Source organism: Rhizobium sp. O111 (genome assembly GCF_055616315.1).
Map to the genome: position 1 here is coordinate 1,187,228 of NZ_JBSHXL010000001.1, position 17,091 is coordinate 1,204,318.

Here is a 17,091-nt window from a genome sequence, read left to right on the forward strand (position 1 = left end):
CGGCGTTTTCATTTGTCGGCCCCTCATCGTGCTTGTCGCAAGCCGTATCGCAGACAACAAAAAAGCGCGCAGCCTGGTGGCGCGCGCTTTTAAGCGGTCTACAGGATCAAGAAATTACTTGATCTTGGTTTCCTTGAACTCGACATGCTTGCGAGCAATCGGGTCGTACTTCGTCTTCGTCATCTTGTCCGTCATCGTACGGCTGTTCTTCGTCGTGACGTAGAAAGAACCTGTGTCGGCTGTCGACAGCAGCTTGATCTTGATTGTTGTAGCCTTGGCCATGGTCGTCCTGCCTTTAATTAAATGAAAGCCGTTGGAATCCGTCTAGGCGCCTCGGCTAATTCTGGCGCGAAACTACGAATCTAGCTTGAAAAGTCAACCCCGCTTTCGAATGAAAAGCAGTCTACCCGCCGAAAGCACTGCATAAACGCCGAAGAAGCCCGCAATCGCCCAGGCAAAGCCGTTGTTTCCCGCCACATCGATGGCCGCGCCGATGACTTGCGGACCCGCAACGGTACCGACGGCGTAACAGAAGACGAAGGCGGCATTGGCGGCGGCAAGGTCGGAGCCGGTGAGACGCGAGCCCAGATGGCTCAATCCGACCGTATAGAGGCCTGCCACGCAGCCACCCCAGAAGAGCAGGACGCCGGCCATCAGCAGCCAGCTATGAGAGAGCACGGGCAGCATCAGAGAGCCGATCAGGCCCATGAAGGCCATGCCAGCGAGCAGGGGACGTTTGTCCTTCATCTTGTCGGAAAGCATCCCCACCGGAATCTGGAAGATCATGTTACCGATCCCCATGACCGTCAGCAGCAGGGCCGCTTGAGTCTCGGTGAAGGCGGCGCGTACCGCGTAGATCGGAAACAGCGCCAGCCCTCCGGCTTCCACCGCGCCGAAGATGAAGACGGCGGCCGTGGCGCTCGGCACCAGGAAGACATAGCGCATGAAATGCAGTTCCGGCTTCTCTTCGAGCACCGGGCTTTCATGGCGTGCGACAAAGATCGGTATGGCCGCCATCAAAATGGCGCAGGCGCCGACGGCAAACGGCAGGATGCCGTCGCTGCCGAGAACGGAGAAGAGCAGGGGACCCGCCGCGAAGCCAAGCGACAGCACGGTCGCATAGATGCCCAGCACGAAACCGCGTTTCGATGGCGGCGAGGCGGCGTTGATCCAGAACTCGGAGAGAATGAACAGCGTGGTCGTGGCGCCATGGAACGCGAAGCGCAGCGGGAACCACATCCAGAAGTCCTGCGCATAGTAGAAGCTCACGGCACTGATTGCCGACACCACCACTGCCCAAAGCATCGTCTGCGCCACGCCGTAGGCATGCGCCAGCTTCGTCGTGATCGGCGCGGCCACCATCGCCGCGACACCGGCCATCGCCGTATTGAGACCGATCAGGGTCGAGGGGATGCCGCGCTTCTCAAGGATGATGCTCAGAAGCGGCAACCCCAGCCCGATCGCGATGCCGACCGCTGAGATCGACGAAACGGCGGCTACCAGAGACGGCCAATGGATTTCTTCGACATCGCCCGGTGTGCCGTTTCGCGGCTGAGACATATATCCACCCCTACAGAACTGCTGCGTAGTATCGCGCGCCGCGAGTCAGATGCCTTGGCGAGGTCCTGCCAAAGCCTGATGACGAGTGTGCTTTACTAGATGAACAAGGTTGGCGGCAATGATCTGTTTGCGGTGGAAGCGATTCAGTCAAACAAGCCTACCATCTCAAGAATTGGTGCAGTGCATTGAAGACAAACGCACGGCTCATCCGGCGCTGCTACACGCCAAATATGTCGTGATGGTGAAGGTTCAAGGAAAGTCTTCAGCCTTGATGCCGGCGGCCGGGGATTTCGTACTGATCCTGCTCGTCGCTGTGCCCGCCGAAACCATGCATCTTCAGCGCCCATTGCAGCCCGATGACCCCGCCCTTGATCGGCTGGATGATCAGCAGGGTGGCAAGCAGCGTCAGCGGCGTCCAGATGGCGAAGGTGAGCCAGAGCGGCATCGGCCAGATCAGGTCGGTCATCATGTAGCCGGCGATGATCACGTGGCCGACGATGACGATGGTGATGTAGGGCGGCAGGTCGTCGGCGCGGTGATGGTGCATGGCTTCGCCACAGGCCGCGCAATTATCCACCGGCTTCAGATAGGCGCGAAACAGCTTGCCGCTGCCGCAAGCCGGGCAACGGCCGAGAAGCCCGCGCTTGATCGATTGACCGAGCGGACGCTTGGCTTCATCGACATCGCCGTATTGGATCGCCTGGCCGTTCGAGGTGGTCGTCATGACTGCACTTCCTTCCCGGCGTCCCAAAACGCCTATCGACGCCCTCTCGGGGGTCTTGTCCCGGCCTGCTTGCGCGCGCGGCTTGCGTCGCGTCGGCCGCCCTTGTGGAATGAACGCACGGCGGTGGGCATTTTGCGCCCCTCGCTCACCATCTCGAACCGAAGCGCGCCGGCCAGCGGAATGGCTTCCACCAGCTTGACCGTGACACTGTCTCCCAGGCGATAGCCGAGGCCGGTCTTTTCACCGGATAGTGCCTGATGCGCCTCATCATAGATGAAGTAGTCCATTCCCAGTGTAGATATAGGAATGAAACCGTCCGCTCCATAGTCCGGCAGGGCGACAAATAGTCCCGATTTCGTCACACCTCCCACGCGTCCATCGAATTCCTCGCCGATACGGCCGGCAAGGTGATGGGCGATGAGGCGGTCGACGGTCTCGCGTTCGGCGGCCATGGCGCGGCGCTCGAAGGTGGAGATCTCGGCCGCGATATCGTCGAGGGCCGCTTCCTCGTCCGGCGTGATCCCGCCTTCGCCGAAACCGAGCGATCCCACGAGCGCGCGATGCACGATCAAGTCGGCATAGCGCCGGATCGGCGAGGTGAAGTGCGCGTACTTCATCAGGTTCAGGCCGAAGTGCCCGATATTCTCGGGGCTGTAGATCGCCTGGCTCTGCGAGCGCAGCACCATCTCGTTGACCATCGTCTGGTGCGGTGTGTCCTCGGCCTTGGCGAGAATGCCGTTGAAGTTGTTGGCGCGCATGTTGCCGCCCTTGGCGAGCGAAATGCCGAGCGTCGCCAGGAACTCGCGCAGGATTTCCTGCTTGGAGAGCGACGGGCCATCGTGCACGCGGTAGATCAGCGGCTGTTTCTTCTTTTCCAGCGTCTCGGCGGCCGCGACGTTGGCCTGGATCATCATCTCTTCGATCAGCTTGTGCGCATCGAGACGCGGCGGCACGACGACGCGGTCGACAGTGCCGTCGGGCTTCAGCTGGATCTTGCGCTCGGGCATGTCGAGTTCCAGCGGCTGCCGGCGCTCACGGCCACGCTTCATCACCTCATAGGCATGCCACAGCGGCTTCAGGATCGACTCCAGCAGCGGCCCGGCCTTGTCGTCGGGATTGCCGTCGATCGCGGCCTGCGCCTGCTGGTAGGACAGCTTGGCAGCGCTCTTCATCATCACGCGGTGGAAAGTATGCCCCGCCTTGCGGCCTTCCTTTGAGAAGGTCATGCGCACGGCCAACGCCGGGCGGTCCTGTGCCTCGCGCAGCGAGCAGAGGTCGTTGGAAATCCGCTCCGGCAGCATGGGAACGACGCGGTCGGGGAAATAGACCGAGTTGCCGCGCTTCAGCGCCTCGCGGTCAAGCGGCGAGCTCGGGCGCACATAGTAGGAGACATCGGCGATCGCCACGGTGACGATGACGCCGCCTTCGTTGTCGGGCGAGGGGTCGTGCTCGGCATAGACGGCGTCGTCATGGTCCTTGGCATCGGCCGGATCGATGGTGATCAGCGGTACGTCGCGCCAGTCCTCGCGGTGCGACATGGTCGCGGGCTTGGCGTCATCCGCCTCGGCAACCACAGCCGGCGGGAAGATATAGGGGATGCCATGGGCATGAATGGCGATCATCGAGATCGCTTTTTCCGAAGCGACCGAACCGACGATCGAGAGCACCTTGGCGCGCGGCAGTCCGAAGCTGCGCAGGCGCGCGACTTCGACCTCGACCAGATCGCCGTCCTTGGCGTCGCCCTTGTCATCGGGATCGATCAGCATTTCCTCGCCGCGCCGCTCGATCGGCAATAGCCGCCCGCCGCCGCCAGGCGCGTCCTTGAAGACACCGAGCAGCGCGCCGCGGCGCTTGTCGAGGATCTTGATGATGCGCGCCGTATAGGCCGGGCCACCACGATCGGTCGCGGCAAAAATCTTCGCGAGAATGCGGTCGCCCATGCCGGCGACCGGCGCCTTGCCCTTGCCGTTGCGGCCGGCAGGCGAGGAGGACTGCCGGATGGAGACGGCAGGCGCCACGCCCATCTCGTCCGACCATTCCGCCGGACGGCCGATCAGTCCGCCGTCCTTGTCGCGCGTGGTGATGTCGAGCACGGTAACCGGCGGCAGCGCGCCGGGACGGATCAGAGACTTGCGCGTCTTCTGGAGCATGCCTTCCTGCTCGAGATCACGCAGCAGGTGCTTGAGCTCAACACGGCTGTCGCCTTTCAGCCCAAAGGCCTTGGCGAGCTCGCGCTTGGAGGCCTTCTGCGGGTGATCGGCGATGAAGCGCAGGATCACTTCGCGCGAGGGAAGCGCGCCGTGCTGGATGTTGAGTGGCTCGACGGCGGGCGCCCTGCTGGAGCGTCCCGTCTTTTCGGGACGCTTGCCCATGCCCTTTGGTTCCCGCGGAATTCTGGTCACTCTTCGCTCTTTTTCTTCTTTGCGGGTGCAGCAGCTTTCTTGGCGGGCGCTTTGGCTTTTGCCTTCGGCTTGGCGGCTGCCTTTGCCGGCTTCGCGTCATCGCTCGCCGCAGCCTTGGCCTTCGCTTTCGGCTTCGCCTTGCTCTTGGCCGCCGGCGCCTTGCCGGCCTTGGCGGTGATGAGCGCCACGGCTTCCTCGACGGTCAGCGCCTGCGGATCGGTGCCCTTGGGCAGCGTCGCGTTGACCTTGCCCCAGTTGACGTAGGGGCCGTACTTGCCGTCGCGCACGGTGATCGCGCCGCCGCCATCGGGATGCTCGCCGAGCTCCTTTAGTGCCGCCGCTGCCGTGCGACCACGCCCGCCGGGACCCTTGGCGGCCTTCTCGGCGATCACGGTGACAGCGCGGTTGAGGCCGATGCTGAAGACGTCCTCGACGGTCTCGAGATTGGCGTAGCCGCCGTCATGCAGCAGGAACGGTCCATAACGGCCGATGCCGGCCGAGATCATCTTGCCCGATTCCGGATGCTTGCCGATATCGCGCGGCAGCGAAATCAGCGCCATCGCCTTTTCATAATCGATATCCTCGGGCTTCCAGCCCTTCGGCAACGAGGAGCGCTTGGCCTCCTTGCCGTCGCCACGCTGGACGTAAGGTCCGAAGCGGCCGGAGCGCAGCGTCAGTTCCTCGCCGGTCACGGGATCGGTGCCGAGCGCCTTAGGCTCGTTGAGTGCAGCACCCTCGGCCTCCGCGCCGCCTTCGGAAGACAGCTGGCGCGTGTAATTGCACTCGGGGTAATTCGAGCAGCCGACAAAGGCGCCGTACTTGCCGAGCTTCAGCGACAGGTTGCCCGTGCCGCAGACCTGGCAGATCCGGGGATCGCTGCCGTCCTCGCGCTTCGGAAACACCAGCGGGGCCAGCGATTCGTTCAGCGAATCGAGCACGTTGGTGACGCGCAGTTCCTTGGTGTCTTCGATCTGCGCGAAGAAATCCTTCCAGAAGTCGCGCAGAACCTGCTTCCAGTTCAGTTCGCCGGCCGAAATCCGGTCCAGCTTCTCTTCCAGATCAGCCGTGAAGTCGTACTCGACATACTTGGTGAAGAAGCCTTCGAGGAACGCCGTCACCAGCCGGCCCTTGGAATGCGGGATCAGCTTGCGCTTGTCGATGATCACATATTCACGGTCGCGAAGGGTCGCGAGCGTTGCCGCATAGGTGGACGGGCGGCCGATGCCGAGCTCTTCCATCTTCTTGATCAGCGACGCTTCCGAGTAGCGCGGTGGCGGCTCGGTGAAGTGCTGGCTCGAATTGATCTTCTGCTTGGCGAGGTTTTCGCGCGCATTGATCTCCGGCAGGCGACCATCCTCGTCGCCGTCGTCGCTCTGTTCGCCGTCTTCCTTCTGGTCCGTATAGGCGGCGATGAAGCCGTCGAAGCGGATGACGGAGCCGACGGCGCGCAATCCGGCCTTCTCGCCGTTATTGTCGGCGATGATCTCGGCTGTGGTGCGCTCGATCTCGGCCGATGCCATCTGGCTGGCGATGCCGCGCTTCCAGATCAGGTCGTAGAGCTTGAGCTGGTCGGCATCGAGAAACTGGCGAACCTTGTCCGGCGAGCGGTTGAAGTCCGTCGGGCGGATGGCTTCGTGCGCTTCCTGGGCGTTCTTCGCCTTGGTCGAATAGAAGTGTGCCTTCTCCGGCAGGTAGCGCTGGCCGAACTGGTCGACGATGGCGCCACGCGCGGCATCGATCGCCTCAGGCGCCATCTGCACGCCGTCGGTACGCATATAGGTGATCAGACCGACCGTCTCACCGCCGATGTCGAAGCCTTCATAGAGCTTCTGCGCCACCTGCATAGTACGCGAAGCCGAGAAGCCGAGTTTCGAGGAAGCGGCCTGCTGCAGCGTGGAGGTTGTGAAGGGTGGTCCCGGGTTGCGCTTGACGGGCTTGGCCTCGACGGTATCGACGACATAGGACGCGCCTTCGAGCAGCGCCTTCAGCTTGCCGGCCTCGTCGCCGTTGCCGATCGCGCGCGGCTGCAACCGCTTGCCATTCGCCGCAACCAGCTTTGCTTCGAACTCGTCACCGCGCGGTGTCTTCAGCAGCGCCGAGATGTTCCAGTATTCCTCGGAGACGAAACGCTCGATCTCGGATTCGCGGTCGCAGACGAGACGAAGCGCCACCGACTGCACGCGTCCTGCCGAGCGTGCGCCGGGCAGCTTGCGCCAGAGCACCGGCGAAAGATTGAAGCCGACGAGATAGTCGAGAGCGCGGCGCGCCAGATAGGCGTCGACCAGCGGCACGTCGATATCGCGCGGCTCTGCCATCGCGTCGAGCACGGCCTTCTTGGTGATCGCGTTGAAGACGACGCGCTTGACGGTCTTGCCGCCGAGCACGCGCTTCTTGTTCAGCATATCGAGCACATGCCAGGAGATCGCTTCGCCTTCGCGATCAGGGTCGGTTGCGAGGAACAGGCCGTCGGAAGACTTCACCGCGTCGGCGATGTCCTTCATACGCTTGGCCGAGGCCCCATCGACCTCCCACAGCATTTCGAAATCCTGGTCGGGCAGCACGGAGCCGTCCTTGGCGGGGAGATCGCGGACGTGGCCAAAGGAGGCGAGCACCTTGTATCCGGGTCCCAGATACTTGTTGATCGTCTTGGCCTTCGAGGGCGATTCCACCACTACAACATTCATGATGATTCTCTAAAAATGGATGCCAGCCGGCCTATATCAGGGCAGAGGACCTGCCGTGTCACGGTCGCCGGTTCTCCGACATGGACAGGGAATTCGTTTCGGTCAAGTACTTTGAGTGCATTTTTACGCATTGCAACGCGTTGCAACCAAAAGACGATATGCCGCATATTGCAATTTCTGATTATTGCGATATCGTTTTTCGCGTGTGGTTCAGGCTGCGACGATCAACCCTTCCCAATTGGGGCGCGAGTGCTTTCATGACGGCTAAGTACGCAAAGAAGGATACCGGCCGATCCGGCTCCCGCGAGAACATTGCCTTCATCCGCCAGATGCTCGCCGAGTTGCGTCAGGTGGCGGAAAAGGAAAAGGCCGACATGCTCTGCTATCTGATCGAGATGGCATATGTCGAAGCCGGCGATCTCCAGGCTCGTATGTAAGTCGTCAAACCTCCATTGCAATGGACACCATCCCGCCGGGGTGCCGGTGCAGCCGCCCGGCGATGTCGAGCTCCAGCAGCACGAGATAGACGGCCGAGGCGCTGAGCCCCGTGTGCCGGATGATATCGTCGATCTCCACGGGCGTCGGCCCAAGAGCGTCGATGATGCGCGCCCTGTCGGTCTCATCAGGCGGCAGCAGCGACGATCCGCCGCCGCGTTCCGGCTCCTCGGCAAGCGGCGCGGTAAACAGGTCGAGCTGTGATAGCGGCGCAAGCGCGCTGATCACGTCATCGGGCGCGGTAACGATCATCGCGCCATCCTTCAGCAACCCGTTCGTGCCGTGGCATCGTGGATCGAGCGGCGAGCCGGGAACCGCAAAGACCAGCCTGCCGAACTCGCCGGCGAGCCGCGCGGTGATCAGTGAGCCCGATCGCGTCGCCGCTTCCACCACCACCGTCCCAAGTGAAATGCCGGCGATCAGCCTGTTGCGCCTCGGAAAGTCACGCGCACGCGGCTCCCAGCCGAACGGCATCTCGCTGACAGCCAAGCCGTTGCCATTCCAGATCTCCTCAAGCAGTCCGGCGTTTTCGGGCGGGTAGGGCTGATCCAGCCCGCCGGCCATGGCGGCGATCGTGCCAGTGTCGAGGCTGGCGCGGTGGGCGGCCGTATCGATGCCGCGCGCAAGGCCGGAGATAACAGCATAGCCGACACGTCCACACTCTCTCGCGATCATCGCCGCGAACTTCGCGCCTGATATCGAAGCGTTGCGCGAACCGACGATGCCGACGGCCGGCTGCGCCGTTGCCGCGAGATTTCCTTTTACCGCGAGCAGTGGCGGCGCCCCGTCGATCTGCTTCAGCGCCTGCGGGTACTCCGGTTCGCCGATGCCGACGAAGCGCGCCCCGAACCGCTGCGCCGCGTCGAGCTCCTTCAGCGCTTCGCTCTCGGTGGCGATCCGGATCGCGCGCGTCGCGCCGCCGCGTGCCGAAAGGCCGGGCAGGGCGGCAAGGGCTGCTTCCGCAGAACCGAAATGATTGATGAGGTCGCGAAAGGTGGCCGGGCCGACATTGTCGGAGCGGATAAGACGCAACCAGGCAATCCTTTGCCTGTCCGTCAGCGCAATTCCTTTTGGCCTTGCGCTGCGTGCGTCCATCTATCCTATCCCTTTGCCCCGATCTTGCTTTCCGTGCCGCTGATGAGGCGGCTGATATTGGCCTTGTGCTTCCAGTAGGAGATCACCGTCATGATCGCCATGATCGCTGCAACCTTCTCTGCACCCAGTATCCACAATGCAACCGGAATGACAAGAATTGCAACCAGTGCGGAAAGAGAAGAATAACGGGTCAAGAAAGCAACGCCGAGCCAGACAGCCGCGAAGGCGAGAACCATCAGCGGTGCGACGCCAAGCAGCGTGCCGATATAGGTCGCGACACCCTTGCCGCCCTTGAAGCCGATCCAGACCGGGAAGAGGTGGCCGATGAAGGCGAAGAAGCCGGCGATGACCGCGGCTTCCGGACCGAAGAAGTAGGAAACGATCCACGCCGCCGCCGATGCCTTCAGCGCATCGAGGAGCAGCGTCGCGGCCGCCAGCTTCTTGTTGCCGGTTCGAAGAACGTTGGTCGCGCCGATATTGCCCGAGCCGATGCTGCGCACATCACCGAGCCCGGCAGCGCGCGTCAAAATCAGCCCGAACGGAATGGAGCCCAGCAGATAGCCGATGGCGGCGGCCGCCAGCGCGATTTGCCAGGTGATCTGCCACGTCATGAGATCAGCGCCCATGTTCCCCCACTTGTCTTCTTATAATGTATGTACGCACTGGCCGGCGACATAGGTCGCGACTGCACGTCCGCTGAAGCGCGCGTCTTCGAACGGCGTGTTCTTCGAGCGCGAGAGAAGCATGTCCTTGGCGACAATCCAAGGCTCTTCGAGATCGATCAGCACGATATCCGCCTTGGCGCCGGGCTTCAGTGTACCGGCATCAAGACCGAAGATCTGCGCCGGCCGCGTCGACATGGCATCGATCAGGCGCATCAGCGTCACATGCCCGCTGTGGTGCAGGCGAAGCGCTGCCGCGAGCATGGTCTCGAGCCCGACAGCACCGTCGGCAGCCTCGCCGAAGGGCAGGCGCTTGGTGTCGACGTCCTGTGGGTCGTGCGAAGAGACGATGATGTCGATCGCCCCGCGCGCCAGCGCATCCACCATCGCCACGCGATCGTCTTCCGAGCGCAGCGGCGGATAGAGCTTGAAGAAGGTGCGGTACTCGCCGATGTCGTTTTCGTTGAGCGCGAGATTGTTGATCGAGATGCCGCAGGTGACAGTCGCGCCACGGCTCTTCGCAAGCTCGATCGCCTCGACGGATTCGGGCACCGAGATCATCGCCGCGTGGTATTTGCCGCGCGTCAGCTTGGCAATGCGCAGGTCGCGCTCCAGCGGGATCAGTTCGGTCTCGCGCGGAATGCCGCTGAGGCCGAGCCAGCTTGCGAACAGCCCCTCATTCATGACACCGCCGGCGGCCAGATGCTGGTCGCGCGTCTCGCAGGAAATCACAGCGCCGAATTCCCGCGCATAGGTCATCACCCGGCGCAGAACCTGCGCGTCGTGGATGCTGGAGCGGCCGTCGGTGAAGGCCACCGCGCCGGCTTCCATCAGCATGCCGATCTCGCTCATCTCCTCGCCGGCGAGACCCTTGGTGATCGCCGCTGCCGGATAGACATTGACCAGCGCCTTGTCGCGGGCGGTCTTCTTCACAAACTCCACCAGCGCGATGTCGTCGATGACGGGATCGGTGTCGGGCATCATGATGATCGAGGTCACGCCGCCCGCGGCAGCGGCCCGGCTGGCCGACTCGATCGTTTCGCGATGCTCGGCCCCAGGCTCGCCGATATGGACGCGCGCATCGACGAGACCGGGCGCTGCGACAAGCCCGTTGCAGTCGCGCACCGTCGCGCCTGCGGGTACTGCCTCGCTCAGCGCATCCTTGCCGGAAGCGACGATCACGCCGTCCTTGACGACGATCGCGCCGACCTCGTCGAGATCTCTGGAGGGGTCGATGATGCGAACGTTCTTGAAGACGATCGAGTTGCTCATGCGCCGGCTCCTTCGCTGCGGGGACCCTGGTTCTGCGAGATCAGCAGCGTTTCCATGACAGCCATGCGTACGGCGACACCCATTTCGACCTGTTCGGCGATCACGCTCTGCGGCCCGTCCGCGACTTCGGAGGCGATTTCAACCCCTCGGTTCATCGGTCCAGGGTGCATGACCAGCGCATCCTCCTTCGCCGCCTTCAGCGTCTCCGCGTCGAGACCGTAGAAGTGGAAGTATTCGCGCACCGACGGCACGAAGGCGCCGGACATGCGCTCGCGCTGCAGCCGGAGCATCATCACGACGTCTGCGTCCTTCAGGCCCTCCTTCATTGAGTGGAAGACCTCGACACCCATGTCGGCGATCCCAGCCGGAAGCAGCGTGGCCGGTGCCACGACGCGAACCCTGGCACCCATGGCGTTGAGAAGCAGGATGTTGGAGCGCGCCACACGCGAGTGCAGCACGTCACCGCAGATGGCGACGATGATGCGCGACAGCTTGCCCTTGGCACGGCGGATCGTCAGCGCGTCGAGCAGCGCCTGCGTCGGATGCTCATGCTGGCCATCGCCGGCGTTGACCACCGAGCAGGAAACCTTCTGTGCGAGAAGGGCGGCGGCGCCAGCGCTGGAGTGGCGGATGACCAGTACGTCGGGGCGCATCGCGTTCAGAGTCATCGCCGTGTCGATCAGCGTTTCGCCCTTCTTCACCGAGGAATTGCCGACCGACATGTTCATCACGTCGGCGCCGAGGCGTTTGCCGGCGAGCTCGAAGGAGGCCTGCGTGCGGGTGGATGCTTCGAAAAACAGATTGATCTGCGTCAAACCTCTAAGGGTCGACGTCTTTTTCTCTCGCTGTCGACTGATCTTGACGGCCTCGTCGGCCTTGTCGAGGAGAAAGGTGATATCCTGCTCTGTGAGCCCTTTGATACCGATGAGGTGGCGGTGGGGAAAGAAGACCATGAACCTGCCTCTATGCTGTCGTCAGCGGCTCTATAAAGAGTGCGTGCGGCGGCGGCAAGCATGCGCTGTGGGCAAACCGCGCTCTCCCCCTGCAATTTTGTCGCAATTGGGCTAAAGCACAAGGAGTGCCAAACTTCCGGTTTCCCTTTGCCCGCCTCATACTCTAGAAGCGATTCATGACATCCGCTGAAGAAAAACTCGCCGAACTCAACCAGCCGAGCCTGTGGTCCGGCATCAACGCCTACAGGTCCGATCCGCTGATCGTCGACCTCACTGGTGCGTTGCCGCGCGGCATTCGCGATGATCTCGACAATATGGGCCGCTACGTCACATCGCCGGAAGCGCAGGAACTGGCGCGCATGGCAAACCAGGGTGTGCCGCAGCTGCGCACCCATGGCCCGCGCGGCGAACGGCTCGATGTCGTGGAATTTCACCCGGCTTGGCACGCGCTGATGCGCCGCTCCATGTCCGTTGGTCTTCATTCGTCCGTCTGGGATCCGCAGGCCGATGCCGAGGCGAAAGACCAGGCGCACAAGATCCGCGCCGCTCGCTTCTATTTGTCGGCGCAACTCGAGACCGGCCACCTCTGCCCGATCACCATGACGAGCGCATCCGTTGCCGCTCTCTCCGCGTCGCCCGCCGTCCAGAAGGACTGGGCGCCGAGGATCCTGTCGCGCAAATACGATTCGGCCAACAAGCCGGCCATGCAGAAATCCGCCGTCACCATCGGCATGGGCATGACCGAAAAGCAGGGCGGCACCGATGTCCGCTCGAACACGACGTCTGCCGAAAAAGTCAGCGAGGGCATCTACCGCCTGTCGGGCCACAAGTGGTTCATGTCGGCGCCGATGAGCGACGCCTTCATCATGCTGGCGCAGACCAAGGAGGGCATGGGCTGCTTCCTGGTGCCGCGCCTGCTCGAGGACGGATCGGCCAACGGGCTGCAGTTCCAACGCCTGAAGGACAAGGTCGGCAACCGCTCGAACGCATCCTCCGAGGTCGAGTTCAGCGATACCTTCGGCTTCCTGCTCGGCGGCCCAGACGCCGGCGTCCGCACCATCCTCGACATGGTCACGCTGACGCGCCTCGATTGCGCGCTGGCATCATCAGGCATCATGCGCGCCTCGCTGGCCGAGGCCGTGCACCACACCCGTGGCCGCAGCGTCTTCGGCAAGATGCTGGTCAGCCAGCCGATTATGACCCGCGTGCTTGCCGACATGGCGCTCGACGTTGCCGCCGCGACAGCACTCTCCTTCCGTCTCGCCGACGCCTTCGACCGCGCGCGCGGCAGCGCCGAGGAGGCCGCCTATGCCCGCGTCATGACGCCGGTTGCCAAATACTGGTGCTGCAAGATCGCTCCCGCGCTCATCTATGAAGCGATGGAGTGCATCGGCGGCAGCGGCTATATCGAGGAACGCCCGATCGCCCGCCACTATCGCGAAGCGCCCGTGAATGCGATCTGGGAAGGCTCGGGCAACGTCATGGCGCTCGATGTCTTGCGTATCCTGAACCGCGGCAAGGATCTTTTCGAGACCGTCTTCGCAGGGCTTGCCCGCGATCTGGGCCCGGCCGGCAAGAAGACCATCGACGTGCTGCGTGCAGCCATGGCGCTTTGCGAACGCGACGAGGGCGCTGCTCGCCTGCTCGTCGAGCAGCTGGCGCTCGCGGCGGGTGCCGCCGAGCTCTATCGTCTGGGGGCAGGGCGCATCGCCGATGCCTTCATCGAAACCCGTCTCGCCGGCGGCTGGCGCTCCACCTACGGCATGCTCGATAGCCGTTTCGATGCCAGCTACATCGTCGATCTCCTCTATCCACCGGCATCCTGATGACGACAACGCTCCGCCGCGCGCGCCTCGACGATCTCGATCAGATCTACAACATCTCGCTGGTCACGGGCGACGCCGGCCAGGACGCAACGCCGCTGCATCGCGACGGCAAGCTCATCGGCCACATCTACTCCGCGCCTTACGTGACGCTGAGCCCGGAAACCGCCTTCGTGGCCGAGGATGCCGAAGGCGTCGCCGGTTATATCGTTGGCGTCTACGATACGCTTGCGTTTCAGGCTCAGCTTGAGCGCGACTGGTGGCCGGCGCTGCGCAGCGCCTACCCGGACCCGCAAGGCGATCCCGACCTCTGGAATGCCGACGAGAAACGCATCGCCGCGATCCATCATCCCTCGTCGGCGCCAGCGGCCATCATCGAGGCTTTCCCGGCTCATATCCATATGAACCTGCTGTCGCGTCTGCGCGGGCAGGGGATGGGGACGAAGCTGCTCGACCTGTGGCTCTCGCAGGCGAGAGACGCCGGCGTGAAGTCCGTGCATCTCGGCGCCAGCGCAACGAATGCCAATGGTATCGGCTTCTGGGGCTCTCGCGGCTTTACGCGCCTCGGACCGCCGCTCGTCGAGCCGTCCGAGCGCACCGTCTGGTTCGGCCAGACGCTCTGATCGATGTCGCCACACGGCGACATTCGGCTGCCCGCAGCGAATGGCCCGAAAACAATCCACAATCTTTCAAAGGGTTCGCCGTTGCCGGTTGGGGGCGGTGTTGTTACTCACCGATAAGTGACACATGAAATCCGAGTCCCTGATGCTGAATGACCCCATGCCTTTGACCCCCATCGCGAGCGCACCGCAGGCCGAACCGGAAAAGCGTGTGCGCGACCGTGGCGCGACGGAAAAAGCGATCCTCAACGCCGCCAAGGCGCTGCTCGCGGAAGAGGGGTTCCAGAACTTCGGCATCAACGCCGTGGCCCGCAAGGCCGGCTGCGACAAGCAGCTGATCTATCGCTACTACGGCGGCCTGAATGGCCTTGTCGATGCCATCGGCGCCGATCTCGGCACATGGGTGAAGGACCGCATTCCCGAGGACACGGGCGGCATGTTCCTGCTGACCTACGGCGACCTGATGGAGCGCCTGTCGCTGCTCTTCCTCCAGGCGTTGCGCGACGACCCGCTGATGCGCCGCATCGTTGCCTGGGAAGTCTCCGAAAACACCGAGCAGGTCCGTCGTCTCTCGGAAGCGCGCTCGAAAGCATTGGCGACATGGCTGGAGCGCATGCGCGGCTCGCTGACGCCGCCCAAGGGCGTCGACGCCGTCGCCGTCAACGCGATTCTGATCGCCGCCATCCAGCATATCGTCCTTTCGGCGTCGGCCGGCGGACAGTGCGCCGGCCTGGCGCTGAAGGCGTCGAAGGATTGGGAAAAGGCGGAGCAGGCCCTGAAACGCATCGTTCGCGGCGTTTACGGCTGATTGGGCCCAGACTTTCCCACAGCCTCCTGCTCGGCTGTTAACCTTAACAAATGGTTTACATTGCGCACATGGAGTTAAGAGGTCAGGTTACCGGGCAGTTTCAAAGTTGAGTTGTCTGGAACCATGCGAACCAAAATCGCGAGAATCATGTTCCTCGTTGCCGCGATGATGTTCTTTGCCGTGCTCGCGCTCGATATTGCGGTGCCGGCCCTGGTGCTGGGTTTGATGGCATTATCGACATGGCTGGTCTCGCTTGATCTGCCATTCGCAAAGCGACAAAGAGGGGCGACCGCATGAAGTGGTTCCTGATCTTCTGGGCCGGTCCGATCGTGTTTCTGGCGGGCTGGTACTGGCTATCCTACTACGACATGAGCTTCGGCATCTTCATGCTCACACGTCAGGCCCACGACCTGACGTTCCAGGTCTACGCCAATATTCTCGGCATCCCCGCCGAAACCATCCCGCCGTTGGTCGCCCGCGCCGTCGTGGTCGACAGCCTCGTCGTCTTCGCCATCATGGCGTTCCGCAGGCGCAAAAAGATCGCCGCCTGGTGGCGGGCGCGTCAGGCGTCCGGTTCTTCGAGCGCCGCCCTTCCAAGCAAGGATAGCCTGTCGAGAGCGCCTTGAAGAATGAAGCTCGCGGCCGCCGAATCGATGCGTTCGGCCCGCTTGGCGCGTGACACGTCCATTTCCAGCAGCGCCCGCTCGGCGGCGACCGTCGACAGCCGCTCATCCCAATAGACGAAGGGCAGGGCCGTCTTCTGCTCCATATTGCGCACGAAGGCGCGCGTGGCCTGGACCCGCGGACCGGCCGACCCGTCCATATTCATCGGCAGACCGATAACGAAGGCCGCGACCTTTTCCTTCTCGGCGAAGCCCAAAAGCACCTCGGCATCGATGGTGAATTTCTCGCGCTTGATGACCGGGCGCGGCGTCGAGAATCGCCGGCCGAGATCCGACATCGAAAGCCCGATCGTCTTGGTGCCGAGGTCGAGACCGGCGATTGCCTGTCCCGGCTGAAGGGTCGCCGCCAGTTCCTCGATCGTCAGCACCGTCATCGTCGTTTCATCCCGTCAAAAGAAATTGAAGCCTCGACCGCTTTTCTTTGCGGCGGTATCGGTTATCTCCATACCCATCGAAACAGGCTTTTGCATCACTTAATAAAAGGACAGATTTCATGAAGATCACTTGGCTAGGCCATTCCGCCTTTCGCATCGAGACCGCGAAGGCAACCATCCTCCTCGACCCTTTCCTGACGCATAACGGCTCCTTCGCCGGGCAGCACATCAAGGACGTCACCGCTGGAGTCACCCATATCCTCTTGACCCACGGCCACGGCGACCACGTCGGCGATACCGTTCAGATCGCCAAGGAAACCGGCGCCGTCGTCCTCGCCAATGCCGATCTCGCCTCCTGGCTCGGCTCCAAGGGCGTCGGAAAGATCGAGATGGGCAATACCGGCGGCACGGTGTCGCTTGGCGGCTTCTCCGCCACCTTCACCAACGCGCTGCATTCCTCCGCCCAGATCACCGAGGACGGAGTCTCCCACGCGCTCGGCAGCGCCAACGGCCTGATGCTGCACTTCGACGACGAAGCCTCGATCTTTGCCATGGGCGACACCGACATCTTCTCCGACATGGCGCTGATCAACGAACTGCACCAGCCCGATATCGGCCTCGTCCCGGTCGGCGACCGCTTCACCATGGGCGGTGCCGTGGCCGCACTCGCCTGCCAGCGCTACTTCAACTTCAAGGCCGCCATCCCCTGCCACTACGGCACCTTCCCGATCATCGATCAGACGCCCGAAAAGTTCGTCGCCGGCATGGAAGGCGCAAAGACCGAGGTGAAGGCGATCAAGCCGAGCGAGAGCGTCGTTCTCTGACGCATTGGCACTTCGCCCTCAGTTGAAAGGGCGGAAATCTGAATGAACGAAAGGCCATGCCCGTTGCACACAGCGGGCATGGCCTTTATAGCGTGTGGGAAAATCCCATCCG

General features: G+C 62.9%; 17 protein-coding genes. 7 read left to right on the forward strand and 10 right to left on the reverse strand.

Annotated elements, in window-relative coordinates; translation table 11 throughout:
- Positions 1-114 precede the first annotated feature (114 nt).
- The 5 genes from rpmG to topA form a co-directional block, all read right to left on the reverse strand.
- Positions 115-282, reverse strand: coding sequence for a 50S ribosomal protein L33 (rpmG, locus tag ACVTFQ_RS06095; protein ID WP_018900182.1), 168 nt, complete (start codon positions 280-282; stop codon positions 115-117).
- A 93-nt stretch (positions 283-375) separates the two neighbouring features.
- Complete coding sequence (locus tag ACVTFQ_RS06100) at positions 376-1,560, reverse strand: MFS transporter (protein WP_047510008.1); 1,185 nt, start codon at positions 1,558-1,560, stop codon at positions 376-378.
- Between the two features lie 262 nt (positions 1,561-1,822).
- Complete coding sequence (locus ACVTFQ_RS06105; protein ID WP_018900179.1) at positions 1,823-2,284, reverse strand: DUF983 domain-containing protein; 462 nt, start codon at positions 2,282-2,284, stop codon at positions 1,823-1,825.
- Positions 2,285-2,316: 32 nt separating this feature from the next.
- Positions 2,317-4,686 carry a ribonuclease R gene (rnr, locus tag ACVTFQ_RS06110; RefSeq protein WP_181459195.1) on the reverse strand — a complete coding sequence of 790 codons (2,370 nt, stop codon included), beginning with the start codon at positions 4,684-4,686 and terminating at the stop codon, positions 2,317-2,319.
- Positions 4,683-7,370 (reverse strand): type I DNA topoisomerase, encoded by a 2,688-nt coding sequence (topA, locus tag ACVTFQ_RS06115; protein WP_113177517.1) that lies wholly within the window; start codon positions 7,368-7,370, stop codon positions 4,683-4,685. The genes rnr and topA overlap by 4 nt, the downstream gene beginning before the upstream one ends.
- A 257-nt stretch (positions 7,371-7,627) precedes the next feature.
- On the opposite strand from topA, the gene ACVTFQ_RS06120 reads away from it, so the two are divergent.
- Positions 7,628-7,807, forward strand: coding sequence for a hypothetical protein (locus ACVTFQ_RS06120; protein ID WP_018900176.1), 180 nt, complete (start codon positions 7,628-7,630; stop codon positions 7,805-7,807).
- 4 nt (positions 7,808-7,811) lie between these two features.
- Here ACVTFQ_RS06120 and dprA read toward each other — a convergent pair whose 3' ends face one another.
- The 4 genes from dprA to ACVTFQ_RS06140 are packed head-to-tail and all read right to left on the reverse strand — an operon-like array spanning position 7,812 to position 11,847.
- Positions 7,812-8,960 (reverse strand): DNA-processing protein DprA, encoded by a 1,149-nt coding sequence (gene dprA / locus ACVTFQ_RS06125; RefSeq protein WP_111561307.1) that lies wholly within the window; start codon positions 8,958-8,960, stop codon positions 7,812-7,814.
- A gap of 5 nt (positions 8,961-8,965) precedes the next feature.
- Complete coding sequence (gene plsY, locus ACVTFQ_RS06130; protein ID WP_111561308.1) at positions 8,966-9,586, reverse strand: glycerol-3-phosphate 1-O-acyltransferase PlsY; 621 nt, start codon at positions 9,584-9,586, stop codon at positions 8,966-8,968.
- 18 nt (positions 9,587-9,604) lie between these two features.
- Positions 9,605-10,894 carry a dihydroorotase gene (locus ACVTFQ_RS06135; RefSeq protein WP_111561309.1) on the reverse strand — a complete coding sequence of 430 codons (1,290 nt, stop codon included), beginning with the start codon at positions 10,892-10,894 and terminating at the stop codon, positions 9,605-9,607.
- A complete protein-coding gene (locus ACVTFQ_RS06140) occupies positions 10,891-11,847 on the reverse strand; it encodes an aspartate carbamoyltransferase catalytic subunit (protein WP_018900172.1) in 957 nt (318 codons plus the stop codon). The genes ACVTFQ_RS06135 and ACVTFQ_RS06140 overlap by 4 nt, the downstream gene beginning before the upstream one ends.
- Positions 11,848-12,023: 176 nt before the next feature.
- On the opposite strand from ACVTFQ_RS06140, the gene ACVTFQ_RS06145 reads away from it, so the two are divergent.
- From ACVTFQ_RS06145 to ACVTFQ_RS06165, 5 genes are all read left to right on the forward strand, one after another.
- Positions 12,024-13,673, forward strand: coding sequence for an acyl-CoA dehydrogenase family protein (locus ACVTFQ_RS06145; RefSeq protein ID WP_111561310.1), 1,650 nt, complete (start codon positions 12,024-12,026; stop codon positions 13,671-13,673).
- Positions 13,673-14,293: a GNAT family N-acetyltransferase gene (locus tag ACVTFQ_RS06150; protein ID WP_111561311.1), complete on the forward strand. Its 621-nt coding sequence runs from the start codon at positions 13,673-13,675 to the stop codon at positions 14,291-14,293. Before ACVTFQ_RS06145 ends, ACVTFQ_RS06150 begins: the two co-directional genes overlap by 1 nt.
- A gap of 142 nt (positions 14,294-14,435) precedes the next feature.
- Entirely contained in the window at positions 14,436-15,098 is a 663-nt protein-coding gene (locus ACVTFQ_RS06155; protein WP_026283304.1) for a TetR/AcrR family transcriptional regulator, read from the forward strand.
- Between the two features lie 147 nt (positions 15,099-15,245).
- Positions 15,246-15,395: a hypothetical protein gene (locus ACVTFQ_RS06160; RefSeq protein ID WP_018900168.1), complete on the forward strand. Its 150-nt coding sequence runs from the start codon at positions 15,246-15,248 to the stop codon at positions 15,393-15,395.
- Positions 15,392-15,724, forward strand: coding sequence for a DUF6105 family protein (locus ACVTFQ_RS06165; RefSeq protein WP_111561312.1), 333 nt, complete (start codon positions 15,392-15,394; stop codon positions 15,722-15,724). Before ACVTFQ_RS06160 ends, ACVTFQ_RS06165 begins: the two co-directional genes overlap by 4 nt.
- On the opposite strand, the gene ruvX is transcribed toward ACVTFQ_RS06165, so the two are convergent.
- Positions 15,661-16,155 carry a Holliday junction resolvase RuvX gene (ruvX, locus tag ACVTFQ_RS06170; RefSeq protein ID WP_111561313.1) on the reverse strand — a complete coding sequence of 165 codons (495 nt, stop codon included), beginning with the start codon at positions 16,153-16,155 and terminating at the stop codon, positions 15,661-15,663. The two genes, ACVTFQ_RS06165 and ruvX, sit on opposite strands and share 64 nt — an antisense overlap.
- A 119-nt stretch (positions 16,156-16,274) precedes the next feature.
- On the opposite strand from ruvX, the gene ACVTFQ_RS06175 reads away from it, so the two are divergent.
- Positions 16,275-16,979 (forward strand): metal-dependent hydrolase, encoded by a 705-nt coding sequence (locus tag ACVTFQ_RS06175; RefSeq protein ID WP_111561314.1) that lies wholly within the window; start codon positions 16,275-16,277, stop codon positions 16,977-16,979.
- The last annotated feature ends 112 nt before the right edge of the window (positions 16,980-17,091 follow it).

Bases quoted from the DNA above. Each gene is read 5' to 3' on its own strand.
- ACVTFQ_RS06155 (WP_026283304.1), top strand. From the start codon at position 14,436: ATGCTGAATGACCCCATGCCTTTGACCCCCATCGCGAGCGCACCGCAG.
- ACVTFQ_RS06135 (WP_111561309.1), bottom strand. From the start codon at position 10,894: ATGAGCAACTCGATCGTCTTCAAGAACGTTCGCATCATCGACCCCTCC.
- ACVTFQ_RS06105 (WP_018900179.1), bottom strand. From the start codon at position 2,284: ATGACGACCACCTCGAACGGCCAGGCGATCCAATACGGCGATGTCGAT.
- ruvX (WP_111561313.1), bottom strand. From the start codon at position 16,155: ATGACGGTGCTGACGATCGAGGAACTGGCGGCGACCCTTCAGCCGGGA.
- ACVTFQ_RS06160 (WP_018900168.1), top strand. From the start codon at position 15,246: ATGTTCCTCGTTGCCGCGATGATGTTCTTTGCCGTGCTCGCGCTCGAT.
- ACVTFQ_RS06140 (WP_018900172.1), bottom strand. From the start codon at position 11,847: ATGGTCTTCTTTCCCCACCGCCACCTCATCGGTATCAAAGGGCTCACA.
- ACVTFQ_RS06165 (WP_111561312.1), top strand. From the start codon at position 15,392: ATGAAGTGGTTCCTGATCTTCTGGGCCGGTCCGATCGTGTTTCTGGCG.
- ACVTFQ_RS06145 (WP_111561310.1), top strand. From the start codon at position 12,024: ATGACATCCGCTGAAGAAAAACTCGCCGAACTCAACCAGCCGAGCCTG.
- ACVTFQ_RS06120 (WP_018900176.1), top strand. From the start codon at position 7,628: ATGACGGCTAAGTACGCAAAGAAGGATACCGGCCGATCCGGCTCCCGC.
- rpmG (WP_018900182.1), bottom strand. From the start codon at position 282: ATGGCCAAGGCTACAACAATCAAGATCAAGCTGCTGTCGACAGCCGAC.
- plsY (WP_111561308.1), bottom strand. From the start codon at position 9,586: ATGGGCGCTGATCTCATGACGTGGCAGATCACCTGGCAAATCGCGCTG.
- dprA (WP_111561307.1), bottom strand. From the start codon at position 8,960: ATGGACGCACGCAGCGCAAGGCCAAAAGGAATTGCGCTGACGGACAGG.
- ACVTFQ_RS06175 (WP_111561314.1), top strand. From the start codon at position 16,275: ATGAAGATCACTTGGCTAGGCCATTCCGCCTTTCGCATCGAGACCGCG.
- topA (WP_113177517.1), bottom strand. From the start codon at position 7,370: ATGAATGTTGTAGTGGTGGAATCGCCCTCGAAGGCCAAGACGATCAAC.
- ACVTFQ_RS06100 (WP_047510008.1), bottom strand. From the start codon at position 1,560: ATGTCTCAGCCGCGAAACGGCACACCGGGCGATGTCGAAGAAATCCAT.
- ACVTFQ_RS06150 (WP_111561311.1), top strand. From the start codon at position 13,673: ATGACGACAACGCTCCGCCGCGCGCGCCTCGACGATCTCGATCAGATC.